We start from the raw sequence: 26,093 nt of genomic DNA on the forward strand, positions 1-26,093 counted from the left end.
CCCTTGGTGTCAAGTGACCGCCGACCGAAAGCCTTGTAGTGACCGTGACCGACCGCTCCCAGGAGCTCATCACCACCGCCGCCCAGGCGGCCGCCGACAAGCTGGCGCACGACATCGTCGCGTACGACGTCAGTGACGTGCTGTCCATCACGGACGCCTTCCTGCTGGCCTCCGCGCCCAACGACCGCCAGGTCAAGTCGATCGTCGACGAGATCGAGGAGCGCCTCCAGAAGGAACTCGGCGCCAAGCCGGTGCGCCGCGAGGGCGACCGCGACGCCCGCTGGATCCTGCTCGACTACGTCGACATCGTCGTCCACGTCCAGCACAGCGAGGAGCGGGTCTTCTACGCCCTGGAGCGGCTGTGGAAGGACTGCCCCGAGCTCGCCCTGCCCGAGGACGCCAAGGCCACGCGCGGCAAGGCCGAGGAGCACGCCAAACTGCAGGCGGCAGAGGAGGCGGCGGAGCTGGACGGAGACTGGCGGTGAGCGCCTTCAGCGAGGCGGCCACGCCGGGCCGGGGCCGCCGCATCATCCTGTGGCGGCACGGCCAGACCTCGTGGAACGTGGAGCGCCGCTTCCAGGGCACCACGGACGTCGACCTCACCGAGACCGGTGTCGCCCAGGCCCGCCGCGCCGCCCGGCTGCTGGTGGGCCTGAAGCCGAACGCGATCGTCGCCTCCGACCTTCGGCGGGCCGCCCGCACGGCCGCCGAGCTGGCCTCCCTCACCGGCCTCGACGTCACCCACGACGAGGCCCTGCGCGAGACCTACGCGGGCGTCTGGCAGGGCCTGACGCACGAGGAGATCATCGCCCGGTACGGCGAGGAGTACGCCGCCTGGAAGCGCGGCGAGCCCGTGCGCCGCGGCGGTGGCGAACTGGAGACCGAGGTGGCGGACCGCGCCGCCCCCGTGGTCCTGCGGCACGCCGAGAAGCTCCCGGAGGACGGCACGCTCGTCGTGGTCAGCCACGGCGGCACGATCCGCACCACCATCGGCCGGCTCCTCGGCCTGCAGCCGCACAACTGGGAGAGCCTCGGCGGACTCTCCAACTGCTGCTGGTCCGTCCTCGGCGAAGGCGCCCGCGGCTGGCGGCTGCTGGAGCACAACGCCGGCACGCTGCCGGAACCGGTGCTGGGCGACGACGACTGACCCCGGATTTCACTTTCCGGCAGGTCGCAGGCTAAAGTTCTTCTTGTTCGCCCGGCCCGCCGGGAAGGAACACGAGGGGCTATAGCTCAGTTGGTAGAGCGCCTGCATGGCATGCAGGAGGTCAGGAGTTCAATTCTCCTTAGCTCCACGTCAAGATCCCGCTCCCTTCCAGGGGGCGGGATTTTTCGTGCCCGGGGTTGAGTCACTCGGGCCCGCTCAGGCGTATACCTCTACGGTCGCGACGGCTGCCGTGTCCGGACTGGTACTGAGGCGTCGCTGACCGTATCGGCCCGGCCGTGGCAGAATCAAACGGCCGGAAGGGAGCGCGGCCCGACGGGAGGAGCACCGATGCCTGCGAGCATCCTCGAGGAGGTCGACCACCTCCTCGGAGCAGCGTTGACACGGGACATGTCCACCCGTCTCAGCTGCCCTTCCTGCGGATCCGCGCACGTGGCCCAGATGCTCGGCGACAACGGCGGGATCTCCTACGTGTGCACGGCCTGCGGCCACAGCTGGAGCTGATCGATGGGTGCACACAGGCGGAAATGCGACTGGTGCGGCAGTGGGACTCCGATCGTCCGCGACATGGAGCCGATCAACCCCGACTACCAGTACTGGTGCGAGGAGTGCGCGCGGGCGCTGATCATAAAAGGCGACCCGATCGAGACGTACCGCGAGCTGGAGGGCGAGCCGATCTACGGCCGGCTCCTGGAGGAGCACTGCACGCTCAAACGGTTCTACTCGTTCGTGACGGCCTGAGGGACCAGGAATCGGCAAATCGGCCATATCGGGCAGTGGGAAATCGATTTGGTGTTGGGCCCGCAGGACCAGTAATGTTGGCGTCGCCGCCGGGGAAACCCGGAGGGCGACACCGCAAGGGGCTATAGCTCAGTTGGTAGAGCGCCTGCATGGCATGCAGGAGGTCAGGAGTTCAATTCTCCTTAGCTCCACAGCAGATGAGAAGGCGGGCCATCCGATCCGGATGGCCCGCCTTCTTGTCGTGCCCTTCTCGCCGTGCCGGTGTGCGCGCTCGTCGTGCCCGGACACGCGTACGGCGGGCTCCCCGGTGGGAAGCCCGCCGTACGCGTGCTCAGCGGCCGAGGGCGCGGCGGCCGCGGCCCTGGGAGAGCACCGGGAGGTTGCGGGACGGGGCCTGGCCCCGGGTGTCCTCCTCGATGCGCAGGGCCAGCGCCGGGCAGCGACGCACCGCGCGTAGAGCCTTGGCCTCGGCGTACCGCGGCACCTGCGCCTGGGCCACCGTCGGGAAGCCGTCGGCGCCCAGCTGGAACACCTCGGGGAGGATGTCCGCGCACAGGCCATGGCCCCGGCACAGCGTCCAGTCGACGTAGATCTTCTGGCGGCTCGGGCCGTTCTCCTCGGACTCGCCGCCGCCCGGGATGCCCGACGGGGCCCTGCCGCCCTCGAAGAGCGGCAGGACTCCCTCCACGCGCCGTCCGCAGCCGTTGCCGAGGACGTGGGCCGCGAGGTCGTCCGTGAACGCCTTGATGGTCGACTCCAGGAACATCGCGGAGCCGTCCGGGTGGGAGCAGGCGCCGCGCCGCTTCACGTTCTTGGCGACCTGCTTGAGCGCCTCCAGTGCGGCCGGTCCGCCGCCGTTGAGGATGTCCTCCATGCCGCGCGCGGCGGCCGGCAGGCCGAGGTAGCAGGGGCCGCACTGGCCCGCGCTCTCCTCGGCCAGCCACTGGGCGACCCGCAGCGACTCGCCCAGCGGGCAGGTGTCCTGACTGATCGGCAGGATGGCCCCGGCGCCGAGGGAACCGCCCACCGCGTCCAGGGAGTTGCGCGAGACGATCGCCTCGTTGACGGTCGCCGCGTCGATCCACTTGCCGTGGTAGCCGCCGGTGAGCACGCCCTGCGGCACCGGCGGGGCGCCGGCCAGCTGCAGGACGTAGCGCAGCGGCACGCCCGTCGGGACCTCGATCACCATGGGCCGCGCGACCGCCCCGGAGACCGTGAGCATGACCGTGCCCGGCTCGTCGTACAGGCCGGTGTTGCCGTAGCGCTCCGGGCCGATGCGGGCGGCGATGGCCAGCTGGGCGAAGGTCTCGGCGTTGGACAGCAGGGTCGGCGCGCCGCCGACGCCGTTCTGCGAGGCGCTGACCTTGCGGCCGGGCGGGACGGCCGGGCCGCCGTCGATCGAGCGGATCAGCGACGCGGCGGCGCCGGTGACCATGCGGACCGGGTTGCGCTGCACGCGGGCGCGCAGCGCCGACCTGCGGCCGTTGCTGAGGCCGCGTTCGGCGAGCGCGGCCTCCATGGAGCGCTGGGTCGACTCCCGGGTGACCCCCACCACGAGCGTGCGGGCACCCAGGGCCTCGGCGCACAGCAGCGCGCCGTCCAGGATGAGGTGCGGGGCACGGTTGATCAGCACCGTGTCCTTGCGGCAGGCCGGTTCGTCCTCACTGCCGTTGACGACGACGACCGGCCGGACGCCGCGCTTGATCGCCGCCTCGGCGACCGAGCGCAGCTTCTTGTGGAAGGGGAAGCCCGCGCCGCCGCGGCCCTTCAGGTTGATGCGCTCGGCGAGCTGCGCGAGCTGCTCGCCGCCCATCGGCTCGAGTGGCCCGTGCACCTTCAGGTGCATGGGCAGATCGAGCCGATCGACAAGGTCGAAGCCCGACGTGAGCTGGGGAAGACCGACCACGCGGACTTCGGGTACGTCGGGCAGGGCCTCGTTCACTTAAAGCCTCCGGAAGGCGTGTTCCAAGGTTCGCCCGAACCCGGTGCGTCGAAGTCGTAGGACGCACCGGGCAGTGTTTCAGTGGCGGGACCGCTGTTGTACGTGTCGTTCGGGTAGTACGTGTCGCGGACGGCGTTCGTCTCACCCGTGTCGTACACGTCACTCGATCCGTAACCGGAGACGCCTGGATTGCCATAGGCCGGGATGCTTTGTCCGGTGCCCCGTACCGGGTCGTAGGGCGGGATGTTGAAGCCCGTGTCCTGGAGCGGGTCGTAGGCAGACGGCGGGGCCTCGCCGACCGGGGGCGGGGACGGGACGGGCCAGGTGCCGGAGGTGCCGGAGGGCCCGTCCACGGTGGGGACGACCTCGGTGGGCTGCAGGTCCAGCGGCAGTTCCATGCTGGTGGTCGGACCCGGCGCGAAGGCCTGTTCCACCGGGGGGCCCGAGACGGCGCGGTAGGCCGCGGCGAAGCCGTTCGCGGACTCCTGGTGCGCGGGGCGTTCGGCCCTCTCGTACCGCGGCGCGGACGCCGCCGCTCCCGTACGGCCCTCGTAGCCGGGCAGCGCGGAGCCGGTCCGGGCCCGGCTCTCCTCCAGGTCGCGGCGGCTCTGGGGTTCGCCGGAGCCGATGAGCGCGGCGACCCGGTCGGCGACCTTGCGCTTGACCGGGCGCGGAGCGGCGCGCAGGGCCAGGGCTCCGGCCACGCCGAGCAGGGACAGGCAGTACAGGACGACGAAGATCGGCTTGGCCGCGCGACCCGCGTAGAGGCCGTGCACGAGGGCGGCGCACCAGGCCGGGTAGGCCAGCATGTGCATGGCCCGCCAGCGGGCCGCGACGGGCGCGGGGGAGGCGAAGCGGTTGCGCAGCACGCCGGTGACGCCCACGAAGATCATGAGCATGCCTGCGAGGGTGCCCAGGCCGATCAGGAACGACCTGCCCCCGACCAGCTCCTCGTCGGTGAAGACCAGCCCGAAGGGGATCACCGCCGCGACCCACGAGGTGTGGGACAGCGCCAGCTTCACGCCGATGTGCACCAGCAGGAAGACGATCGAGGCGACGGCCGTGGTCCGGTGCACGGCCTGCGCCAGGATGCGCCGGCGCGCGTCGAGCAGGATCCGGTCCTGGGCGACCAGGCCCCAGATCACCGAACAGGTCAGGCACACGAGGGACAGCACGCCCGCGCCGAAGTTGAGGAACTCGGCGAAGGAGTCGTCTGCCGTGGAGTCGTTGGGGTTCACGACCTGCCTCCCCACATCCCGGCGACCGGGGGGAGTGAGGGGGTACTGCGATGAGGGTTCATGGGGGCAACTCCGAGCGGTTCGGGAAAGCGGTCCCGCTGCCGCACTCTAAGCGGAGCCCTACCGGGGGGTACGAGGTTTGAGTTATTGCGTTGTTATCAAAGGACAATGCGGTTGTTGCGATGTCCCTTAGCTACTGTTACGCGAAGTAACTCTTGACCTTGGTTCAGCTTTCCGGATGTCGAGAGGCCCGTCCGAAGCGCGTCGCGGCACGCTGGGGGCCTGCGGTACCCTAACGCCATGCGTGCCGTACGCCTTCTGCTTAGCGGGCCGCGCTGATCAGTCCCGGCCACCGGACCAGTCGAGTGGCCGGAATCGGCGCGGCGTCCCCTCCTGTGCGAGGGGATTTTTCGTTTCTCGACGACACAGCCGCAGGCAGAGACGATCGATGGAGCTTTGAGGATCATGAGCGAGACGAACCCCGCGGCCACCTCCGAGGTGGCCGCGCCGCACCGCTACACGGCCGCGATGGCTGCCGAGATCGAAGCACGCTGGCAGGACTTCTGGGACGCGGACGGCACCTACGCCGCGCCCAACCCCAAGGGTGACCTGGCGGGCGACCCGGAGACCGTCGCCCGGCCCAAGAAGTTCATCATGGACATGTTCCCGTACCCCTCCGGTGCGGGCCTGCACGTCGGCCACCCGCTGGGCTACATCGCCACGGACGTCTTCGCCCGCTTCCAGCGGATGACCGGCCACAACGTCCTGCACACCCTGGGCTTCGACGCCTTCGGCCTGCCCGCCGAGCAGTACGCGGTGCAGACCGGCACGCACCCGCGCGTGTCCACCGAAGCCAACATGGAGAACATGAAGGCCCAGCTGCGCCGGCTGGGCCTGGGCCACGACAAGCGCCGGTCGTTCGCCACGATCGACCCGGACTACTACAAGTGGACCCAGTGGATCTTCCTGCAGATCTTCAACTCCTGGTACGACCACGACGCGCGGCGGGCCCGCCCGATCGCCGAGCTGGTCGCGCAGTTCGAGTCCGGTGAGCGGCCCGTTCCCGGGCACACGCGCGCGTGGAGCGAACTGAGCGCCGGCGAGAAGGCCGACGTCCTGGGCGAGTTCCGGCTGGCCTACGCCTCCGACGCGCCGGTCAACTGGTGCCCCGGCCTGGGCACCGTGCTGGCCAACGAGGAGGTCACCGCCGACGGCCGCTCCGAGCGCGGCAACTTCCCGGTCTTCAAGGCCAAGCTGCGCCAGTGGAACATGCGCATCACCGCCTACGCCGACCGGCTGCTGGAGGACCTGGAGGAGCTGGACTGGCCCGAGGCCATCAAGCTGCAGCAGCGCAACTGGATCGGCCGCAGCGAGGGCGCCCGCGTCGACTTCCCCATCGACGGCGAGCGCATCACCGTCTTCACCACCCGCCCGGACACCCTGTTCGGCGCCACCTACATGGTGTTGGCGCCCGAGCACCCGCTGGTCGAGAAGTTCACCCCGGCCGCCTGGCCGCAGGGCACGCACGAGGCGTGGACCGGCGGCTACGCGACCCCGGCCGAGGCCGTCGCCGCCTACCGCGCCCAGGCCGCCTCCAAGTCCGACGTCGAGCGTCAGGCCGAGGCCAAGGACAAGACCGGCGTCTTCGTCGGCGCCTACGCGACCAACCCGGTCAACGGCGAGCAGGTCCCGGTCTTCATCGCCGACTACGTGCTGATGGGCTACGGCACCGGCGCGATCATGGCCGTCCCGGCGCACGACACGCGCGACTTCGCCTTCGCCCGCGCCTTCGAGCTGCCGATCCGCTGCGTGGTCGAGCCCACCGACGGCCGCGGCACCGACACCTCCACGTGGGACGACGCCTTCGCCTCCTACGACGCGACGATCGTGAACTCCTCCGGCGCCGGCGTCTCCCTGGACGGTCTGGGCGTCGTCGAGGCCAAGGCCCGCATCACCGAGTGGCTGGAGGCCGAGGGCGTCGGCGAGGGCACCGTCAACTTCCGGCTGCGCGACTGGCTGTTCAGCCGCCAGCGCTACTGGGGCGAGCCCTTCCCGATCGTCTACGACGAGGACGGCATCGCCCACGCGCTGCCCGAGTCGATGCTGCCCCTGGAACTGCCCGAGGTCGAGGACTACTCCCCGCGCACCTTCGACCCGGACGACGCCGACACCCAGCCCGAGACGCCGCTGTCCCGCAACGAGGACTGGGTCAACGTCACCCTGGACCTGGGCGACGGCCCGAAGAAGTACCGCCGCGAGACCAACACGATGCCCAACTGGGCCGGTTCCTGCTGGTACGAGCTGCGCTACCTGGACCCGCACAACGGCGAGAAGCTGGTCGACCCCGAGATCGAGCAGTACTGGATGGGCCCGCGCGAGGGCCAGCCGCACGGCGGTGTCGACCTGTACGTCGGCGGCGCCGAGCACGCGGTGCTGCACCTGCTGTACGCGCGCTTCTGGTCCAAGGTCCTGTACGACCTGGGGCACGTCTCCTCCGCCGAGCCGTTCCACAAGCTGTTCAACCAGGGCATGATCCAGGCCTACGTCTACCGCGACAGCCGCGGCATCGCGGTGCCCGCCGCCGAGGTGGAGGAGCGCGACGGCGCCTACTGGTACCAGGGCGAGAAGGTCAGCCCCCTGCTGGGCAAGATGGGCAAGTCCCTGAAGAACGCCGTCACTCCGGACGAGATCTGCGCCGAGTACGGGGCGGACACGCTGCGCCTGTACGAGATGGCCATGGGTCCGCTGGACGTCTCCCGGCCGTGGGACACGCGCGCGGTGGTCGGCCAGTTCCGGCTGCTGCAGCGGCTGTGGCGCAACATCGTCGACGAGGCCACCGGCGAGGTGACCGTCGTCGACGCCGAGGACGCCGACGTCGACGAAGAGACGCTGCGCGCCCTGCACAAGGCGATCGACGGGGTGCGCGGCGACCTGGAGGGCATGCGGTTCAACACCGCCATCGCCAAGGTCACCGAGCTGAACAACCACCTGACCAAGGTGGGCGGCCCCGTGCCGCGTTCCGTGGCCGAGCCGCTGGTGCTGATGGTCGCGCCACTGGCCCCGCACATCGCCGAGGAGCTGTGGCGCAGGCTGGGCCACACCGACTCGGTCGTCCACCAGGACTTCCCGGTGGCCGACCCGGCGTACGTGGTCGACGAGACCGTGACCTGCGTCGTGCAGATCAGGGGCAAGGTCAAGGCGCGGCTGGAGGTCTCGCCGTCCATCTCCGAGGACGAGCTGGAGAAGGTCGCGCTGGCCGACGAGAAGGTCGTCGCCGCTCTGGACGGGGCCGGGATCCGCAAGGTGATCGTGCGGGCGCCGAAGCTGGTGAACATCGTCCCCGCGTAGCCGCTGGGGACGGCGAATCATCGTCCGGGTGATCCGCCGGCGGCTGGTCCTTTGGAAGCCGGTCCTTCGGCAGTCGGTCCTTCGGCAGCCGGTCTTTCGGCAGTCGGTCCTCCGGTGGCTGGTCCTCCGGCAGCCGGTCCTTCGGCAGCCGGTCCTTCGGCAGCCGGTCTTTCGGCAGTCGGTCCTCCGGTGGCTGGTCCTCCGGCAGCCGGTCCTCCGGTAGCCGCGAGGGAGTGCGGATCACTCTCCGGGTGGTCCCCTACGGGCAGGTTCGGGGTTTTTCTGGAACTCCGGGCCTGCCTGTTGCGTTTACCGTGGAGAGCGACACGACGTGGGCCGAGACGCCCCGAGGAGGAGCCGGTGGAAGCAGTGATCGCAGTATTCGCTCTGCTCGTCGTGCTCTTCGTGGTGCTCGGCGCCTATGCGACCGTCAAGGTGGTCGGCGCCGCCAAGCGCGGTGTGGACCGCGGCATCACCCAGGCCCGGCGTACGGTCGAGGAGCACACCCTGAGGGCCAAGTCCTTCGCCCAGCCCGGCGCCGCGGGCGAGCTCGCCCAGCTCCGGCTGAAGCTGCGCACCTCGATGCGCGCCACACAGGACGCACTGCAGGCGGCCGTCGCCGAGGACACGTCCCTGAAGGAGTCGGTGGGCCTGTTCGAGCGGCTCAGCGCGCACGGCCATGAGCTGGACGACGAGCTCAGGCGCCTGGAGTCCGAGCCGAACCGCGGCGCGCTCGCGGAGCGGCTGCCCGACCTGCGCGAGCGCACCGAGCGCATCGTCCAGTCCGCCGACGCGCTGCGCTGGGCGGCCCGCGACCGCGCCCGCCGCTTCGCCGACGACGACCTGGACACGCTCAGCGCGCAGATCGACATGGAGGCCGGCGCCCTGCGGCACTGGACGGCACCGGACACTCCGGCAACCTCCGCCCCCGTTTCCGAGCCCTGGCCGCAGGCGCCCGCCGCCGACGCCGCCAAGGCCGGGCAGACCTGGCCGGAGACCCCGCAGCCGGACGCGGCGCAGGAGCCGGACCGGCCCGCCATCACCCCGCCGGCACCGCGTCCCACCTACCCCTGGCAGAAGAAGCCCCGCCCCGAGAGCACCACTTGATCCGGCCACGCGTGCGGCGGGGCGCGCAGCCCGGGCTGCCACCCGAGCACTACGGCAGGTAACCTCCAGCTCATGTCCCGCCATGTCGCGATCGTCACCGATTCAACGGCCTACCTGCCGGCCCGGACGATGGAGCGGCACGGCATCACCGCGGTCCCCCTGACCGTCGTCCTCGGCGACCGGGCGCTGGAGGAGGGCACCGAGATCTCGACGCGTGCCCTCGCGCAGGCTTTGCAGAAGCGGCGGCCGGTGACGACCTCGCGTCCCGCCCCCGCGGTCTTCGAGGAGACCTTCCGCAGGGTGGCCGAGTCCGGTGCCACCGGCATCGTCTCCCTCCATCTCTCCGCCGAGCTCTCCGGCACGTACGACGCGGCCGTGGTCGCCGCCCGGCAGGCACCCGTGCCGGTGCGGGTGGTGGACACCGGCATGATCGCCATGGCGCTGGGGTTCTGCGCGCTCGCCGCAGCGGAGGCCGCGGAGGCGGGCGGCACGGTGGACGAGGCCGTCACCGCGGCGGAGAAGCGTGCCGCGGGCACGTCCGCCTACTTCTACGTCGACACCCTCGACTACCTGCGCCGGGGCGGCCGGATCGGCGCCGCCCAGGCCCTGTTGGGCTCCGCGCTCGCGGTGAAGCCGCTGCTGCAGCTGGCCGAGGGCCGGATCCAGCCGCTGGAGAAGGTGCGCACCGCGTCCAAGGCGATCGCCCGGCTGGAGGAGATCGCCGCCGACCGGGCGGGCAGCGCCCCGGTCGATGTCGCCGTCCACCATCTCGCCGCCCCGGACCGGGCGTCGGCCCTCGCCGACCGGCTGCGGGCGCGGTTGCCCGGGCTGGCCGATCTGCATGTGAGCGAGGTCGGAGCGGTGATCGGGGCGCATACGGGGCCCGGGTTGCTGGGGGTTGTGGTTTCGCCGCGGTGAACGTTGCGGGTGGCGGCGCTCGGGGGTGCGCTGGCGCGGCTGCTCGTTCGTGAGGGCGTTCCGGTGATGCGGGCTGCGGGCTGCGGGCTGCGGGATGGGGGGGTGCGGGATGGGGGACGCGGTGATGCGGGCTGGGGCTGCGGGCTGCGGGCTGCGGGATGCAGTGATGCGGTGACGTGGTGAGGCTCTCACCCGTGTGAGTGGTGGAGTTGTCCACAAGTGGGCGGTCGTCCCCGGGATTTCGCCATGATCATCGCGGGTGGGCGGGAGTGTCCGATCCTCGTCGCATGGCACTTCGATCACGTTCACGCACAGCGACGGCGACCAGTGGGCCGGGCCGGGGGCCCGCGTCCGACGGGCGCGTCCGTCACCGCCGGCACCGGTCCGTGGCGGCCCATGGCCGGGCCCGGCACCGTCACCCCTCCGCGGACGAACTCCGCCGTCGGGCGGAGGCGTTGTTCGGGGAGCGCGCCGCCGCGCCCGTGAGGCGGCCCGAACCCGGGGAACGGGCCGACGCGCGGCGGGAGTCGGGGCAGGGGCCGCCGGCGGCCGGGGGCGGTGACGAGACTCGGTCGGGGCTCGGGTCCATGGCGATGCCGATGCCGATGCCGATGGCTATGGCGATTGCGGAGCCGGAGCCGGAGCCGGTCGCCGTCTCGGCGGGTGTCGCAGTCTCGACAGGCGTCGCCGTCCCGGCAGGCGGGGAGCGGGACGACGGCCGTCCCGGGCCGGGGGCAGGAGACTGGCGGGAGCGGGCCGGGCTCGCGTTGCGGGAGCGCATGCCGCTGTGGTTGCAGACGAGGTGCGGCCTGGAGCGTCGGAACATGCTCGCCCTGACGGTGGTGCTGGTAGTCGCCGCGGCCTTCGCCGTGCAGCACTTCTGGGTAGGCCGGACCCAGTCCGTGCAGCCGCCCGAGGTGGTGCGCGCGGCGGCACCGTACGGGCAGGAGCCGGGGGAGGGCGGTCGGTCCGAGGAGGAGCGGGGGCCCGGAGCGGTCGCCGGGGCGGCGCAGTCCACCGCTGCCGGTGGTGGATTCGGGGGCGCCGGGACGGCCGGCGCGGCGGGGGCCGCCGAGATCGTCGTGGATGTCGGTGGCAAGGTCCGCGATCCCGGGATCCACCGGCTGCCGGCCGGCTCGCGTGTCGCGGACGCGCTGCGCGCGGCGGGCGGGGTGAAGCCGGGCACGGACGTCGGCCGGCTCAACCGGGCCCGGTTCCTCGTGGACGGCGAGCAGGTGATCGTCGGCGGTCCCGCTGCCGCGGCGGAGGCCGGGGCGGGCGGCGCCGGGACGGGTGGTGCGGCCTCCGCCGCGGGAGTGGCCGGAGGACCGGCGGGCGGGGCGGGAGGTGCGGGGCCGACGGCTCCGGTCTCCCTCAACACGGCCACGCTCGACCAACTCGACACGCTGCCCGGTGTCGGGCCCGTGCTGGCGCAGCACATCGTCGACTACCGCACGCAGCACGGCGGATTCCGGTCCGTGGACGAACTGCGCGAGGTGAACGGCATCGGTGACCGCCGCTTCGCCGACCTGCGGAACCTGGTCCGGCCATGAGGCGCGATCCCGGTGCTCCGGTCCGGCCCGACGAGGCCGGGCCGGGGGACCGCCCCGAGCGGTCCTCCGTGCACGTCTCCTCCGGAAAGCGGCTCGGCCTCGCCCGCCCACGCCAGGAGGGACCCGCCGACCTGCGGCTCGTGGCACCCGCCCTCGCAGCCTGGGGCACGGCGGCCCTGACGCTGGACATGCCGGCGGGCTGGGCCGTGGGCCTGGTGACCGCCTGCCTCGTCGCCGTGGCACTCCTGGCGGCAGGGATCCGGCGACGGGGGCCGGCGGCATGGCCGCGGGTGTCGGCCGCCGCCGTCCTGCTCTGCGTCGCGGCGGCCGCCGCCTCGGCCGGGCTGCACGGGGCGGATCTGCGGCGGGGACCGGTGCCCGGGCTGGCGCGGCAGTACGCGACGGTGACCGCCGAGGTGGAGCTCACCTCCGACCCGCGGTTCACCCGGCCCCGCGTCCGGGGTGATCGCCTGGCTCCGGCGGCCGTGCTGATCGACGCCGAGGTGCGGCGTGTCCAGGGGCCGGCGGCCGGGACCGCTTCGGCGGTGACGCGGACGCCGGTGCTGCTGATCGTCGACGTGGGGGCGGCGGGCCCTGGAGCCGTGGAACCGGCGGGTCCTGGCGCGTCGGGAGCGGCGGGCCCGGGTGCCGTGGAACCGGCGGGTCCTGGCGCGTCGGGAGCGGCGGGCTCGGGTGCCGTGGAACCGGCGGATCCTGGCGCCCCGGGAGCGGCGGGCCCGGGTGCCGTGGGATCGGCCGGCCGGGGCGACGGGGGCGGGCGGTCGTTCGCCGGTGCGCCGGCGCCGGCGCCGGCGCCGGCGGCGTGGCTCGGGCTGCTGCCCTCGACGCGACTGCGGGTCACTGCGCGGGCGGCACCGGCGATGGTGGGCGGTGACCGGGTGGCGGCCGTGCTGCGGGTGCGGGGCAAGGCCGGACCGGAGGTGGTGGCAGGCCCCTCCACGGCGCAGCGGCTCGCCGGGCGGTTGCGCGCCGGGCTGCGGGAGGCGACCGACGGACTGTCCGCGGACGCCCGGGCACTGTTGCCGGGGCTGGTCGTCGGGGACACCTCGCGGATCACCCCGGAACTGGAGGAGGCTTTCAAGGAGACCGACCTCACCCACACGCTGGCCGTGTCCGGGGCCAACTTCACGATCCTGCTCGCCCTGCTGCTCGGTCCGCCGGGTCTGGCCCAGCGGGCCGAGCGGCGAGGACTCGCACCCCGCCTCGGCATCTCCCTGCGGGGGACGGCGGTGCTCGGGGGCGCGCTCTCGCTCGGGTTCGTCGTGGTGTGCAGACCGGATCCGAGCGTGGTGCGAGCCGCGGCCTGCGGAGCCGTGGCGCTGCTCGCCCTCGCCACCGGCCGCCGCAGATCGATGATCCCGGCGCTGGCGACGGCCGTCCTGCTGCTGGTGCTCTGGGACCCCTGGCTGGCGCGGAGTTACGGGTTCCTGCTCTCCGTCGTGGCCACCGGCTCCCTGCTCACGCTCGCGCCGCGGTGGAGCGCCGGGCTGCGACGGCGCGGCGTGCCGCCGGGGCTCGCCGAGGCGCTGGGGGCCGCTGCCGCCGCCCAGGCGCTGTGCGCGCCCGTCGTCGCCGTGCTGTCGGCGCGGGTGAGTCTGGTGGCCGTGCCGTGCAATCTCCTCGCGGAGCTCGCCGTCGCGCCGGCGACGGTGCTGGGCTTCGCCGCGCTGGCCGCGGCCCCGGTGGGGATGCCGGTGGCCGAAGCCCTGGCGTGGTGCGGCCAGTGGCCCGCCGGGTGGATCGCGTGGACCGCCCGGACCGGGGCGGCGCTGCCCGGGGCGGGAGTGGACTGGCCGGGCGGCTGGACGGGGGCGGCGCTGCTCGGTGCCGTGACCCTGTTCGTGGTGTTGCTGGGCCGGCGGCTGCTGCGGCACCCCTGGTGGTGCGGGGTCTGCGGGCTGCTGCTCCTGCTGGCCGTGGTGCAGCCGCCGCCGCTGACCCGGACGATCACGGGCTGGCCGCCGCCCGGCTGGCGGCTGGTGATGTGTGACGTGGGGCAGGGGGACGCCCTGGTGCTCGCCGCGGGCGACGGTGCCGGGGTGGTGGTGGACGCGGGTCCCGACGCGCGGCGCGTCGACCACTGCCTGCGCTCGCTCGGCGTCACCAGGATCCCGCTGGTCGTCCTCACCCACTTCCACGCCGATCACGTCGCGGGCCTGCCGGGAGTGCTGCGCGGACGGGCGGTGGGAGCGATCGAGACGACGGGCCTGGAAGAGCCGGCGGACCAGGCCGCGTTCGTGCGGAGACAGGCGGCGGCCCGGCGGATCCCCGTGACGCGGGCGGCGGCCGGGGAGCAGCGGCGCGCGGGGGAGTTGTCCTGGCAGGTGGTGTGGCCGCCACCGGACTCGCCCCCGGGCGTGTTCACGGCGCACCCGGTGCCGGAGGGGCCGAACGACGCCAGTGTCGCCCTGCTGGTCCGCTCGGGCGGGCTGCGCCTGCTGCTCCTGGGGGACCTCGAACCCCCGGCGCAGCGGGCGCTGGCGAGATCGCCGGCCGCCGAGGCACTGCGCGGCGTGGACGTGCTGAAGGTGGCCCACCACGGCTCGGCCTACCAGGACCCCGGGCTCATGAGCCGGGCGGCTCCGCGGCTGGCCCTCATCAGCTGCGGTGAGGACAACCCGTACGGGCATCCGGCGCCCGGCACGGTCGCGGCGCTGCGTACCGGGGGTGCGGCGGTGCTGCGGACGGACCGGGACGGCGCGCTGGCCGTCGTCGCGGAGGGCGGCCGGTTGAGGGTGGCGCGAGACTGAGGGCATGGATTCAGCACAGGTTGATGCCTATCTCCGCCGTCTGGGCGTCGAGCACCCGGCGTGGCCCACCGTCGACGCGCTGCGCGAGCTGCATCTGCGCCATCTGCGGACGGTGCCGTTCGAGAACCTCTCGATCCACCTCGGCGAGGAGATCGTGCTGGAGGAGAAGCGGCTGCTGGACAAGGTCGTGGGGGCGCGGCGGGGCGGGTTCTGCTACGAACTCAACGGCTCGTTCGGGGCGTTGCTGACCGCGCTGGGGTACGACGTGGCGCTGCTCGCGGGGCGGGTGTACGGGGACGGGGAGCGGCTTGGCATCCCGTACGACCATCTCGCGCTGCGGGTACGGACGGTGGACGGGGGCGACTGGCTGGCCGACGTCGGGTTCGGGGCGCACAGCCATCTGCCGCTGGTGTTCGGGGAGCGGGGGGAGCAGGAGGATCCGGCGGGTACGTTCCGGATCGTCGAGGCGGGCCCGGACGCGGCCGGGGTGCGCGGCGGTCACGACACGGTGGAGGCGGCTGACCTGGACGTGTACCGGGACGGCCGTGCCCAGTACCGGCTGGAGGTACGGCCGCGGGTGCTCGGCGACTTCGCGGCCGGGGCGTGGTGGCACAGCACGTCACCGGTCTCGCACTTCACACGGTCGCTGGTCTGTTCGCGGGTCACGGGGGACGGAGGGCGGATCACGCTCAGCGGACGCCGGTTCACGACGACGGCGGCCGACGGGACGCGGGAGGAGAGGGAGCTGGGGACGGACGAGGAGGTGCTCGGCGCGTACCGGGAGCGGTTCGGGATCGAGCTCGACCGGGTGCCGACGGTGAGGGCTCGGGTCTGAGGGCCCGGGCTGATGGCTCGGATCTCCGCAGGCCGCACGAAGGCTCCTCGTGCACGTGAGGGCGGGCGGCGGGGCCGCGCGGCGGTGTCGGAGAATGTCCGGCGTGAGTGATGTGCGACATGTGCTGGTGCTGCCCGACCGGGACGCTGCGGAAGAGGTGGTCGAGGCGCTGCGGGAGCGGTTCGGCGTGACCGAGGAGCCGCAGGTGGTGCGGGACGCGCTGGCCGGTGAGGACGACGCCGAGGACGCGCAGTGGCTGGTCGTCCTGCGGGACGAGGAGGAGCGGCTGGACCCCGGGGAGCTGGACCGCTTCGCGGGCGAGTGGGAGGGCTGGCGCGAGGAGCCGTAGCCGCCGGGCGGTGGAAAGCCCTGGCCCGCGAGGCAGGAGCCGAGGGCCCGGGAGCCGTGGGCCCGGGAGCCGTGGGCCCGGGAGCCGTGGGGTTCGCTGTCAGTGGCGCGTGGGATGCTGGGCGCGATGGCCAGGAAGACTGCGAATGACGACCCTCTCGCCCCGGTGACGCTCGCCGTGGGCCAGGAGGAGCTGCTGCTCGACCGTGCCGTGCAGGAGGTGGTGGCCGCGGCGAAGGCCGCCGACGCCGACACGGACGTACGGGACCTCACGCCGGACCAGGTGCAGCCCGGCACGCTCGCCGAGCTGACGAGCCCGTCGCTCTTCGCCGAGCGCAAGGTCGTGGTCGTGCGCAACGCGCAGGACCTGTCGGCCGACACGATCAAGGACGTGAAGGCGTACCTGGCGGCGCCCGCCGAGGAGATCACCCTCGTGCTGCTGCACGCGGGCGGCGCCAAGGGCAAAGGGCTGCTGGACGCGGCGCGCAAGGCGGGGGCGCGCGAGGTGGCCTGCCCGAAGATGACGAAGCCGGCGGACCGGCTGGCGTTCGTGCGGCAGGAGTTCCGCGTCGTGGGCAGGTCCGCCACACCGGAGGCCTGCCAGGCGCTCGTCGACGCGATCGGCAGCGACCTGCGGGAGCTGGCCTCGGCGGTCTCGCAGCTCGTCGCGGACGTGGAGGGCACGATCGACGAGGCGGTCGTCGGCCGGTACTACACCGGTAGGGCCGAGGCGTCGAGCTTCACGGTCGCCGACCGGGCGGTCGAGGGCAGGGCGGCGGAGGCGCTGGAGGCGTTGCGCTGGTCGCTGGCGACCGGGGTGGCGCCGGTGATGATCACGAGCGCGCTGGCCCAGGGCGTCCGGGCGATCGGCAAGCTGTCGTCGGCGCGCGGGGGCCGTCCGGCCGATCTCGCCCGGGAGCTGGGGATGCCGCCGTGGAAGATCGACCGGGTGCGCCAGCAGATGCGCGGGTGGACGCCGGACGGTGTGTCGGTGGCGCTGCGGGCGGTGGCCGAGGCCGACGCGGGGGTCAAGGGCGGGGGCGACGATCCCGAGTACGCCCTGGAGAAGGCGGTGGTCGCGATCGCGCGGGCGGCCCGTTCGCGGGGTCGGGCCTGACGAGCCCGCTCCCGGAGCGGCTCGGTCCGCGGGGGCCAGCGCGGCTCGGTTCGTCTCAGTACACCGGCTCACCGATCCCCAGCAGGTTTCCCTCGCTGTCGCGGAACCAGCCGCCGCGTTCGCCCCGCGCGCCCTTGCTCGGGTAGTTGCCCTCGACCTCGGCGATCCCGTCCCGGGTGCGCAGGCCGGGCAGGTCGACCTCCTCGAACACCACGCCGCGCCGCTTCAGCTCCGCCACGGCGGTGTCGATGTCGTCGACCTCCAGCGCCATCTGGGTGAAGGTGCCGGGCGAAGCTCCCGCCGACCGGAACAGCACGAACTCGCCGCCGCCGCAGCGGTACAGCAGCCCGCCGGGCCGTTCGTCGACCGGCCGGAGGCCGAGTTTCTCGGCGTAGAAGCGGCGCGCGCGGTCCAGGTCCTGCGCCGGGAGCCGGGTCGCCACGCGGGCCCCGGCCAGCACGTCGGTGTGGTCAGCAGCGTCCATCCCTCCACTGTGCCGCTGTGCCGCGCAATCTGCCGTGAGATCTGCTGTCAGGGCGGCCCGGGAGGAGAATCGGGAGTGTCAGCCGTACGTCGCCGAGTGACGGAGAGGTGGCGAGGGTCATGGCTGAACACCCGCACGCAGTACTGGTCCGCAAGGGGTTCGAGGCCTTCTCGCGCGGTGACATGGACGCCCTGCGGGAGCTGATCGCCAAGGACGCGACGCACCACGTGCCCGGCAGTCACCCGCTCGCGGGTGACTTCAAGGGCCAGGACGCGATCATCGACATGTACCGCAGGCTCGGCGAGGAGACGGCCGGGTCGATGCGCCTGGACGTGCTCGGGATCGCCGTCGACGGCCGGGGTCACGCGGTCGGGATGTGCAGGGTCACCGCCGAGCGGCGGGGCCGGCGGCTGGACGACACCGGCTGCATCGTCTTCCGGATCGTGGGCGACAAGGTCACCGACCTCGACGAGTGTGTCGCGGACATCGACGAGAGCGACGCGTTCTGGTCCTGAAGACGCCGAGGGCCGGGCGCTCTCCCATGGGGAACAGGAGGGGACCCGGCCTACGGTGCTCAGAGATGGATCCGCGCCCGCGTGGCGAACGCAGGCCGCGCGCGGATCCGAGGGGTGCCGGACGGGAGCGGATGAGAGAGGGCCCGCTCGATTCCCTCCGGCGTCACATCAGACGTCAGCCCTTGAGCGCGGCGACCTTCTGAGCCAGCGCCGACTTCTTGTTGGCAGCCTGGTTCTTGTGGATGACGCCCTTCGAGACGGCCTTGTCGAGCTGACGCGCGGCAGCGCGCTGGTACTCGGTGGCCTTCTCGACGTCACCCGCGGCAGCAGCCTCACGGGCCTTGCGGATCGCGGTCTTCAGGGAGGACTTGACGGCCTTGTTGCGCAGCCGCGCCTTCTCGTTGGTCTTGATCCGCTTGATCTGGGACTTGATGTTCGCCACGAATGAGCCTTTTCAGGTTCTGGCACGGGGCCGCACGAGGCCGCACGGATCCGCACCGGGTGATTTCTTGAGGTAGTGCCTCGTGCGAGAGGGCATGAGACACAGCCACCCAGGCTACCAGCGGGTGCATTCCCGGCCCAAACCCGTCCATGGTCCCCACCCGTGGGACGATGGAGGCTACGTATCGATCCGACCCGAGACCGCAGACACTGCGGACGCCTCAAGAATCAGGACCCTGCGTGCCCGCGATCCCCAGCCACGTGCCCGAGCCGAGCCGTACCGACCCGGCTCTGATCCGCAACTTCTGCATCATCGCGCACATCGACCACGGCAAGTCCACGCTCGCCGACCGGATGCTCCAGCTGACCGGAGTGGTCGAGCAGCGGCAGATGCGCGCCCAGTACCTCGACCGCATGGACATCGAGCGCGAGCGTGGCATCACGATCAAGTCTCAGGCGGTGCGTCTGCCGTGGGCCCCGACCCACGACAAGACCAACACGCACATCCTGAACATGATCGACACCCCGGGGCACGTCGACTTCACCTACGAGGTCTCGCGGTCGCTCGCCGCCTGCGAGGGCACCATCCTCCTGGTCGACGCCGCCCAGGGCATCGAGGCCCAGACTCTCGCCAACCTGTACCTGGCGATGGAGAACGACCTCACGATCATCCCCGTGCTGAACAAGATCGACCTGCCGGCCGCGCAGCCCGAAAAGTTCGCCGAGGAGCTCGCCCACCTCATCGGGTGTGACCCCGGGGACGTGCTCAAGGTCTCCGCCAAGACCGGGCTCGGTGTCGAGGCGCTGCTGGACAAGGTCGTGGAGCAGGTCCCGCCGCCGGTCGGGGTCAAGGACGCCCCGGCCCGCGCGATGATCTTCGACTCGGTCTACGACTCCTACCGCGGAGTGGTGACGTACGTCCGTGTCATCGACGGGCAGCTCAACAAGCGCGAGCGCATCAAGATGATGTCGACGGGCGCCACCCACGAGCTGTTGGAGATCGGCACCAACTCGCCGGAGATGCTCGGCGCCGACGGCCTCGGCGTCGGCGAGGTGGGCTACCTGATCACAGGTGTGAAGGACGTCCGCCAGTCCAAGGTCGGCGACACCGTCACCAGCCAGTCCAAGGGCGCCACCGAGGCGCTCGGCGGCTACAAGGACCCCAAGCCGATGGTGTTCTCGGGCCTGTACCCGCTGGACGGCTCGGACTACCCGGAGCTGCGCGAGGCCCTGGACAAGCTGCAGCTCAACGACGCCGCGCTGGTCTACGAGCCGGAGACCTCCGCCGCGCTCGGCTTCGGCTTCCGCGTCGGTTTCCTCGGCCTGCTGCACCTGGACGTGATCCGCGAGCGGCTGGAGCGCGAGTTCGGGCTCGACCTGATCGCCACCGCCCCGAACGTGGTCTACCGCGTCGTCATGGAGGACGGCAGCGAGCACACGGTCACCAACCCGAGCGAGTTCCCCGAGGGCAAGATCTCGGAGGTCTACGAGCCGGTCGTGCGGGCCACCATCCTGGCGCCCAGCGAGTTCATCGGCTCGATCATGGAGCTGTGCCAGACCCGGCGCGGCACGCTGCTCGGCATGGACTACCTCTCGGAGGACCGGGTCGAGATCCGCTACACGCTGCCGCTCGCCGAGATCGTCTTCGACTTCTTCGACCAGCTGAAGTCCAAGACCCGCGGCTACGCCTCGCTCGACTACGAGCCCACCGGCGAGCAGACCTCCAGCCTGGTCAAGGTCGACATCCTGCTGCACGGCGACAAGGTGGACGCCTTCTCGGCGATCACCCACAGGGACCAGGCCTACGCCTACGGGGTGCGCCTGGTCGCCAAGCTCAAGGAGCTCATCCCGCGGCAGGCCTTCGAGGTGCCGGTCCAGGCCGCCATCGGCTCCCGGGTCATCGCCCGCGAGACCATCCGCGCCATCCGCAAGGACGTCCTCGCCAAGTGCTACGGCGGTGACATCTCCCGCAAGCGCAAGCTGCTGGAGAAGCAGAAGGAAGGCAAGAAGCGGATGAAGATGGTGGGTTCCGTGGAAGTTCCGCAGGAGGCCTTCATCGCCGTCCTGTCCAGTGATGACAGCGCGGGATCGGGCAAGGGCAAGAAGTAATCGCGGATTACCGTGGGTTACACCGCAAACCGGGTAGAACAGGGGCCCGCCGTGCGAAAGTGCGGCGGGCCCTTCGCGTCCGCGGGGTAGCTCTCTGTACGAAGTGACAGGCCGCGGCCCCTTACGCGGCGGCCGGTCGGCCTTTACTCTGATCCCTGCTCGATAGTTACTCACGAGTTAAACAACGGGGTGCGGACCGCGCCCCGTGACGCCTCGTGAGTGCCCACCAGCCGCACCTGAGCCAGCCGCACTGTCGCGGGCCCCGGAGGATGTCGTGAGCGACACACAGACTTTGATCGAGAACCGTCCCCCGTCCGTGGCGGGCCTCTTCCTGGAGCGCGTGACGGCCACGCCGGAAGCCGAGGCCTACCGTCATCCCGTCCCCTCGCCGTCAGGACAGGGGCCGGACGAGTGGAAGTCGCTGAGCTGGGCGCAGGCCGCCGAGCGGGTCTACGCCATCGCGGCCGGCCTGATCGAGCTGGGCGTGCAGCCCGAGCAGCGCGTCGCCCTCGCCTCCAGCACCCGGATCGAGTGGATCCTGGCCGACCTCGGCATCATGTGCGCCGGCGCCGCCACGACCACGGTGTATCCGCAGACCAACGCCGAGGAGTCGGCGTACATCCTGTCGGACTCCGAGAGCCGGGTGCTCATCGCGGAGAACGCGGAGCAGCTGGCCAAGGCCAAGGAGAAGCGCGCCGAGCTGCCCGAGCTGACCCATGTCGTGGTCGTCGACACGGCCGGCGTCGAGACCGCGGACTGGATCCTCACCCTCGACGAGCTGGAGAAGCGCGGCGCGGCCCGCCTGGAGAAGGACCCCGACCTGGTCAGGGAGCGGGTCGGCGCCATCACCAAGGACCAGCTGGCCACCCTCATCTACACCTCCGGCACCACCGGCCGCCCCAAGGGCGTGCGCCTGCCGCACGACAACTGGTCGTACATGGCGAAGGCGATCGCCGCGACCGGCCTGGTCAGCAGCGACGACGTGCAGTACCTGTGGCTGCCGCTGGCGCACGTCTTCGGCAAGGTGCTCACCTCCGGCCAGATCGAGGTCGGGCACGTCACCGCCGTCGACGGCCGCGTCGACAAGATCATCGAAAACCTGCCGGTGGTGCAGCCGACGTACATGGCGGCCGTGCCGCGCATCTTCGAGAAGGTCTACAACGGCGTCGCCGCCAAGGCCCGGGCGGGCGGCGGGGCCAAGTACAAGATCTTCCAGTGGGCCGCCGAGGTCGCCCGCGAGTACGCCAAGGTCTCCCAGGACAACTTCCGGCGGACCGGGACCGCGTCCGTGCCGTTCGGGCTGGGCGCGAAGCACAAGGTCGCCGACACGCTGGTGTACGCCAAGATCCGGGAGGCCTTCGGCGGCAACCTGCGCGCCTGCGTCTCCGGCTCGGCCGCCCTCGCACCCGAGATCGGCTACTTCTTCGCCGGCGCCGGCATCCACATCCTGGAGGGCTACGGCCTCACCGAGTCCTCGGCGGCGTCCTTCGTGAACCCGGGCGAGGCCTACCGCACCGGCACGGTCGGCAAGCCGCTGCCCGGCACCGAGGTGCGCATCGCCGACGACGGGGAGATTTTGCTGCGCGGCCCGGGGATCATGGAGGGGTACCACAAGCTGCCCGAGAAGACCGCCGAGGTGCTGGAGCCGGACGGCTGGTTCCACACCGGCGACATCGGGGAGCTTTCGCCCGACGGGTACCTGCGGATCACCGACCGCAAGAAGGACCTCATCAAGACGTCCGGCGGCAAGTACATCGCGCCGGCGGAGGTGGAGGGGCAGTTCAAGGCGGTGTGCCCGTACGTGTCGAACATCCTCGTGCACGGCGCCGACCGGAACTTCTGCACGGCCCTCATCGCGCTCGACGAGATCGCCATCACCGAGTGGGCCAAGGAGAACGGGCTCGAGGGGAAGCCGTACGCCGAGATCGTGGCGGCGCCGCAGACCGTCCAGATGGTCGACGGGTACGTCAAGCAGCTCAACGAGGGGCTGCAGCGCTGGCAGACGATCAAGAAGTTCCGGCTGCTCCCGCGGGACCTCGATGTCGAGCACGGCGAGATCACGCCGAGCCTGAAGCTGAAGCGGCCCGTGGTGGAGCGGGAGTACAAGCACCTGATCGAGGAGATGTACGAGGGGTCGCGCGAGGCCTAGGAGCGGTCCGGGAGCGCGGGGAACGGCGCGGGCCGTTCGTGGCCGCCCGTGCCGTTCCCCGCGCCGCTAGGGGACGTCACCCACCCGGCGCCGCAAATCCTGGAGCTCCGTGCGCAGGCGTTCCACTTCCCTTCCCTTGCGGTAGAGGTCCAGGAAGACGCTGACCTTCGCCCTGAGGACCCACGGGTCGAAGGGCTTGGTCACGTAGTCGGCGGCGCCGGTGGCGTAGCCGCGGAAGGCGTAGCCCGAGTCGTCGTCCGCCCCCGTGAGGAAGATGATCGGGACGTCCCGGGTCTGGGCCAGGCGTTTGATGTGGGCGGCCGTCTCGAAGCCGTCCATGCCGGGCATGCGGACGTCCAGCAGGATCAGGGCGATCGGCCGGCGCAGCAGGGCCTTCATGGCCTCCTCGCCGGACCGGGCGCGCACCAGCGGCTCGTTGAGGGAGGCGAGGACGGCCTCCAGGGCGGTGAGGTTGTCCTCCATGTCGTCGACCAGGAGGATCCCGGCCCGTTCGTCGTGGGTGCCCGGGGTGCTCATGCCTCTTCTTCCGTGCCGTCCGGATCCAGCAGTCCGCACACGACCGTCAGCAGCCGGTCGATGTCCACCGGCTTGGGCACGTAGTCGTCGGCGCCCCGGGCGATGGACTTCTCCCGGTCGCCGGGCATCGCCTTGGCGGTCAGCGCCACGATCGGCAGGTCGGCCCAGCCGGGTGTGCGGCGGATGGCGGAGATGGTCTCGTAGCCGTCCATCTCCGGCATCATGATGTCCATCAGGACCAGTGCGATGTCGGTGCTGCGCTCCAGCGTCTCGATGCCCTCGCGGCCGTTCTCCGCGTAGCGCACGGTCATGCCGACCCGGCCCAGGACATGGGTGAGGGCGAAGACGTTGCGGATGTCGTCGTCCACGATCAGCACCTGCCGGCCGGACAGTATCCGGCCCGGCCGGCCGGTCGTCCACGCCTCCAGCTTGGTCGGCGCGGGCCAGGCGTCGTCCGTGTCGTGCGCGGCCGGGAACGGTCCCGCGGACGGCTGGAGCGGCAGGGGGAGGGCCGAGTGGTCCTCCGGGACCGGGGCGGGCACCGTGTGGCCGGGGCTGACGACCGGGACGTACAGGGTGAACGTCGAGCCCTTGCCGGGTTCGCTCTCGGCGACGATCCGGCCGCCGAGCAGGCCCGCGATCTCCCGGCTGATGGACAGGCCCAGCCCGGTGCCGCCGTACTTGCGGTTGGTGGTGCCGTCGGCCTGCTGGAACGCCTCGAAGATCACCGGGAGTTTCTCCGGCGCGATGCCGATGCCGGTGTCGGACACGGCGAACGCGACGACGTCGTCGGTGTCGCGGACCCAGCGGTGCTCGGTGTCCTGCACCCGGTGCACGCGCAGCTCCACCCTGCCCGTCGCGGTGAACTTGATCGCGTTGGAGAGCAGGTTGCGCAGGATCTGCTGCAGGCGCTGCTCGTCCGAGTACATCTCGCGCGGGACGTCCTCGCCGACCGCCACGTCGAAGGCCAGCCCCCGGTCCAGGGTGAGTGGGCGGAAGGTGGCGTGGACGTAGTCGAGCAGCTTGATCAGGGGCAGCCGCTTGGGGCGGACGTCCATCCGGCCGGCCTCGATCTTCGACAGGTCCAGGATGTCGTTGATCAGCTGGAGCAGGTCCGAGCCCGAGCGGTGGATCGTCGTGGCGAACTGGACCTCCTGGTCGGAGAGATGGCCGTCCGGGTTGTCCGAGAGCAGCCGCGCGAGGATCAGCAGGGAGTTCAGCGGGGTGCGCAGCTCGTGCGACATGTTCGCCAGGAACTCCGACTTGTACTGCGAGGACGTGGCCAGCAGGGCGGCCTTCTCCTCCAGTTCGGCGTTGGAGCGCTGCAGCTCGCCCTGCTGCTTCTGCAGTTCGTCCGAGCGCTCCTGGAGCTGCATGGCCAGGCGCTGGGACTCGCCGAGCAGGGACTCCGTGCGGGAGTTGGCGATGATCGTGTTGATGGCGACGCCGATGGTGTTCACGAACTGGTCGAAGAAGGCCAGGTGCACGTCGGAGAAGCGGGAGAAGGAGGCGAGCTCGATGACGCCGAGGAGCGTGTCCTCGAAGAGGATCGGGATGATGACGATGGTCGTGGGCGCCGCCTCGCCGAGCCCGCTGTTGATCTTGATGTAGTCGGGCGGGGCGCCCTCCACCAGGATCCGCTTCTTCTCCCGGGCCGCCTGCGCGACCAGGCCGTGCACGGGCAGTCCGCCGGTCTCGACGGTCGCGTCCTGGGCGGCGCCGTACCCGGCGATGAACGCCAGTCCCTTGGTGGGGACCGTCGCGCCGTCCTCCTCGGGATCGGCCAGGTAGAACGCGCCGTACTGGGCGTTCACCAGCGGCGTCAGCTCCCGGAGTATCAGGTCGGCGACCTCCATCAGGTCGCGGTGGCCCTGCATCAGGGCGGCCAGGCGGGCCAGGTTCGACTCCAGCCAGTCCTTCGCCCGGGTGGTCTCGCGCAGGTTGGCCACCATCAGGTTGATGTTGTCCTTCAGCTCGGCGACCTCGCCCTGCGTCTCCACCGTGATCGAGCGGGACATGTCGCCCTGGGCCACGGCCGAGGCGACCTCGGCGATGGCGCGGACCTGGGTGGTGAGGTTGGAGGCGAGCTCGTTGACGTTCGTCGTCAGGCGCTTCCAGGTGCCGTAGACGCCCTCGACCCGGGCCTGGCCGCCGAGCCGGCCCTCGGAGCCGACCTCGCGGGCCACGCGGGTGACCTCCGAGGAGAAGGAGGAGAGCGTGTCGACCATGGTGTTGATGGTGGTCTTCAGCTCCAGGATCTCGCCCCGCGCGTCCACGTCGATCTTCCGGGACAGGTCGCCCTGCGCCACGGCCGTCGCGACCTGGGCGATGTTGCGCACCTGCGAGGTGAGGTTGTCGGCCATGTAGTTGACGTTGTCCGTCAGGTCCCGCCAGACGCCCGAGACGCCCAGCACCTGCGCCCGGCCGCCGAGCCGGCCGTCGGTGCCGACCTCCCGGGCGACCCGCGTCACCTCGTCGGCGAAGGCGCGCAGCTGCTCCACCATCGTGTTGACGGTGTCCTTCAGTTCGAGGATCTCGCCCCGCGCGTCGACCGTGATCTTCTTCGAGAGGTCGCCGTTGGCCACGGCCGTGGTGACCTGGGCGATGTTGCGGACCTGCGAGGTCAGGTTCAGCGCCATGAAGTTGACGTTGTCGGTGAGGTCCTTCCAGACGCCGGAGACGCCCCTGACCTGCGCCTGGCCGCCGAGGTTGCCCTCGGTGCCGACCTCGCGGGCGACGCGGGTGACCTCGTCGGCGAAGGCGGAGAGCTGGTCG

At 71.7% G+C, this 26,093-nt stretch carries 21 protein-coding genes and 2 tRNA genes; 17 read left to right on the top strand and 6 right to left on the bottom strand.

The features are described 5' to 3' along the window. Positions 1–38: 38 nt before the first annotated feature. The 6 genes from rsfS to ACPXCS_RS31655 all read left to right on the top strand — a co-directional run bounded on the left by rsfS (position 39) and on the right by ACPXCS_RS31655 (position 2,097). Complete coding sequence (gene rsfS / locus ACPXCS_RS31630) at positions 39–485, top strand: ribosome silencing factor (RefSeq protein ID WP_425951283.1); 447 nt, start codon at positions 39–41, stop codon at positions 483–485. Beyond that, a complete protein-coding gene (locus ACPXCS_RS31635; RefSeq protein WP_425951303.1) occupies positions 476–1,147 on the top strand; it encodes a histidine phosphatase family protein in 672 nt (223 codons plus the stop codon). The genes rsfS and ACPXCS_RS31635 overlap by 10 nt, the downstream gene beginning before the upstream one ends. 75 nt (positions 1,148–1,222) lie before the next feature. Then, positions 1,223–1,295: transfer RNA gene (locus ACPXCS_RS31640), tRNA-Ala, on the top strand. 200 nt (positions 1,296–1,495) lie between these two features. Then, a complete protein-coding gene (locus tag ACPXCS_RS31645) occupies positions 1,496–1,669 on the top strand; it encodes a hypothetical protein (RefSeq protein WP_114252414.1) in 174 nt (57 codons plus the stop codon). A 3-nt stretch (positions 1,670–1,672) separates the two neighbouring features. Next, on the top strand, positions 1,673–1,906 hold the full coding sequence (locus ACPXCS_RS31650) for a hypothetical protein (RefSeq protein WP_006136074.1): 234 nt from the start codon (positions 1,673–1,675) through the stop codon (positions 1,904–1,906). Positions 1,907–2,024: 118 nt separating this feature from the next. Beyond that, positions 2,025–2,097, top strand: a tRNA-Ala gene (locus ACPXCS_RS31655). A gap of 140 nt (positions 2,098–2,237) precedes the next feature. Here the strand turns inward: ACPXCS_RS31655 and ACPXCS_RS31660 are convergent. Next, entirely contained in the window at positions 2,238–3,848 is a 1,611-nt protein-coding gene (locus ACPXCS_RS31660) for an NADH-ubiquinone oxidoreductase-F iron-sulfur binding region domain-containing protein (protein ID WP_425951284.1), read from the bottom strand. Continuing rightward, positions 3,845–5,086, bottom strand: coding sequence for a cytochrome b/b6 domain-containing protein (locus tag ACPXCS_RS31665; RefSeq protein WP_425951285.1), 1,242 nt, complete (start codon positions 5,084–5,086; stop codon positions 3,845–3,847). Before ACPXCS_RS31665 ends, ACPXCS_RS31660 begins: the two co-directional genes overlap by 4 nt. Positions 5,087–5,551: 465 nt before the next feature. Here ACPXCS_RS31665 and leuS point away from each other — a divergent pair, with 465 nt between their 5' ends. The 8 genes from leuS to holA all read left to right on the top strand — a co-directional run bounded on the left by leuS (position 5,552) and on the right by holA (position 17,083). Further along, positions 5,552–8,434, top strand: coding sequence for a leucine--tRNA ligase (gene leuS, locus ACPXCS_RS31670; protein ID WP_425951286.1), 2,883 nt, complete (start codon positions 5,552–5,554; stop codon positions 8,432–8,434). Between the two features lie 360 nt (positions 8,435–8,794). Then, a complete protein-coding gene (locus tag ACPXCS_RS31675; RefSeq protein WP_425951287.1) occupies positions 8,795–9,541 on the top strand; it encodes a hypothetical protein in 747 nt (248 codons plus the stop codon). Between the two features lie 72 nt (positions 9,542–9,613). Then, positions 9,614–10,459: a DegV family protein gene (locus tag ACPXCS_RS31680; RefSeq protein WP_425951288.1), complete on the top strand. Its 846-nt coding sequence runs from the start codon at positions 9,614–9,616 to the stop codon at positions 10,457–10,459. 611 nt (positions 10,460–11,070) lie between these two features. After that, positions 11,071–12,012, top strand: a complete 942-nt coding sequence (locus ACPXCS_RS31685) for a helix-hairpin-helix domain-containing protein (protein ID WP_425971068.1) — start codon at positions 11,071–11,073, stop codon at positions 12,010–12,012. Next, positions 12,009–14,783: a ComEC/Rec2 family competence protein gene (locus tag ACPXCS_RS31690; protein ID WP_425951290.1), complete on the top strand. Its 2,775-nt coding sequence runs from the start codon at positions 12,009–12,011 to the stop codon at positions 14,781–14,783. The genes ACPXCS_RS31685 and ACPXCS_RS31690 overlap by 4 nt, the downstream gene beginning before the upstream one ends. Before the next feature lie 4 nt (positions 14,784–14,787). Next, positions 14,788–15,618, top strand: a complete 831-nt coding sequence (locus ACPXCS_RS31695; protein ID WP_425951291.1) for an arylamine N-acetyltransferase family protein — start codon at positions 14,788–14,790, stop codon at positions 15,616–15,618. Positions 15,619–15,721: 103 nt separating this feature from the next. Next, a complete protein-coding gene (locus ACPXCS_RS31700) occupies positions 15,722–15,967 on the top strand; it encodes a hypothetical protein (protein WP_425951292.1) in 246 nt (81 codons plus the stop codon). Positions 15,968–16,093: 126 nt separating this feature from the next. Further along, positions 16,094–17,083 (top strand): DNA polymerase III subunit delta, encoded by a 990-nt coding sequence (gene holA, locus ACPXCS_RS31705; protein ID WP_425951293.1) that lies wholly within the window; start codon positions 16,094–16,096, stop codon positions 17,081–17,083. Positions 17,084–17,138: 55 nt separating this feature from the next. Here the strand turns inward: holA and ACPXCS_RS31710 are convergent, their stop codons facing one another. After that, entirely contained in the window at positions 17,139–17,567 is a 429-nt protein-coding gene (locus tag ACPXCS_RS31710) for a VOC family protein (RefSeq protein WP_425951294.1), read from the bottom strand. Between the two features lie 119 nt (positions 17,568–17,686). On the opposite strand from ACPXCS_RS31710, the gene ACPXCS_RS31715 reads away from it, so the two are divergent. Continuing rightward, complete coding sequence (locus tag ACPXCS_RS31715; protein ID WP_425951295.1) at positions 17,687–18,082, top strand: nuclear transport factor 2 family protein; 396 nt, start codon at positions 17,687–17,689, stop codon at positions 18,080–18,082. 175 nt (positions 18,083–18,257) lie between these two features. Here the strand turns inward: ACPXCS_RS31715 and rpsT are convergent, their stop codons facing one another. Continuing rightward, complete coding sequence (gene rpsT, locus ACPXCS_RS31720) at positions 18,258–18,524, bottom strand: 30S ribosomal protein S20 (RefSeq protein WP_010042013.1); 267 nt, start codon at positions 18,522–18,524, stop codon at positions 18,258–18,260. Between the two features lie 239 nt (positions 18,525–18,763). On the opposite strand from rpsT, the gene lepA reads away from it, so the two are divergent. After that, positions 18,764–20,632, top strand: coding sequence for a translation elongation factor 4 (gene lepA, locus ACPXCS_RS31725; protein ID WP_365736840.1), 1,869 nt, complete (start codon positions 18,764–18,766; stop codon positions 20,630–20,632). A 274-nt stretch (positions 20,633–20,906) separates the two neighbouring features. Further along, positions 20,907–22,781 carry an AMP-dependent synthetase/ligase gene (locus ACPXCS_RS31730; protein ID WP_425951296.1) on the top strand — a complete coding sequence of 625 codons (1,875 nt, stop codon included), beginning with the start codon at positions 20,907–20,909 and terminating at the stop codon, positions 22,779–22,781. A gap of 66 nt (positions 22,782–22,847) precedes the next feature. Here the strand turns inward: ACPXCS_RS31730 and ACPXCS_RS31735 are convergent, their stop codons facing one another. Continuing rightward, positions 22,848–23,318, bottom strand: coding sequence for a response regulator (locus ACPXCS_RS31735; RefSeq protein WP_425951297.1), 471 nt, complete (start codon positions 23,316–23,318; stop codon positions 22,848–22,850). After that, the coding region (locus ACPXCS_RS31740) for an ATP-binding protein (RefSeq protein ID WP_425951298.1) at positions 23,315–26,093 on the bottom strand (2,779 nt) is incomplete at its 5' end. The genes ACPXCS_RS31735 and ACPXCS_RS31740, both read right to left, overlap by 4 nt.

Origin of the sequence: Streptomyces sp. DT190 (genome assembly GCF_049846985.1) — a bacterium.
Lineage (GTDB): Bacteria > Actinomycetota > Actinomycetes > Streptomycetales > Streptomycetaceae > Streptomyces.

What these genes read in the sequence shown, in the direction of transcription:
- ACPXCS_RS31645 (WP_114252414.1), top strand. Translation starts at nt 1,496, where the DNA reads ATGCCTGCGAGCATCCTCGAGGAGGTCGACCACCTCCTCGGAGCAGCG.
- ACPXCS_RS31650 (WP_006136074.1), top strand. Translation starts at nt 1,673, where the DNA reads ATGGGTGCACACAGGCGGAAATGCGACTGGTGCGGCAGTGGGACTCCG.
- leuS (WP_425951286.1), top strand. Translation starts at nt 5,552, where the DNA reads ATGAGCGAGACGAACCCCGCGGCCACCTCCGAGGTGGCCGCGCCGCAC.
- ACPXCS_RS31680 (WP_425951288.1), top strand. Translation starts at nt 9,614, where the DNA reads ATGTCCCGCCATGTCGCGATCGTCACCGATTCAACGGCCTACCTGCCG.
- ACPXCS_RS31685 (WP_425971068.1), top strand. Translation starts at nt 11,071, where the DNA reads ATGGCTATGGCGATTGCGGAGCCGGAGCCGGAGCCGGTCGCCGTCTCG.
- ACPXCS_RS31690 (WP_425951290.1), top strand. Translation starts at nt 12,009, where the DNA reads ATGAGGCGCGATCCCGGTGCTCCGGTCCGGCCCGACGAGGCCGGGCCG.
- ACPXCS_RS31695 (WP_425951291.1), top strand. Translation starts at nt 14,788, where the DNA reads ATGGATTCAGCACAGGTTGATGCCTATCTCCGCCGTCTGGGCGTCGAG.
- holA (WP_425951293.1), top strand. Translation starts at nt 16,094, where the DNA reads ATGGCCAGGAAGACTGCGAATGACGACCCTCTCGCCCCGGTGACGCTC.
- ACPXCS_RS31710 (WP_425951294.1), bottom strand. Translation starts at nt 17,567, where the DNA reads ATGGACGCTGCTGACCACACCGACGTGCTGGCCGGGGCCCGCGTGGCG.
- ACPXCS_RS31715 (WP_425951295.1), top strand. Translation starts at nt 17,687, where the DNA reads ATGGCTGAACACCCGCACGCAGTACTGGTCCGCAAGGGGTTCGAGGCC.
- ACPXCS_RS31735 (WP_425951297.1), bottom strand. Translation starts at nt 23,318, where the DNA reads ATGAGCACCCCGGGCACCCACGACGAACGGGCCGGGATCCTCCTGGTC.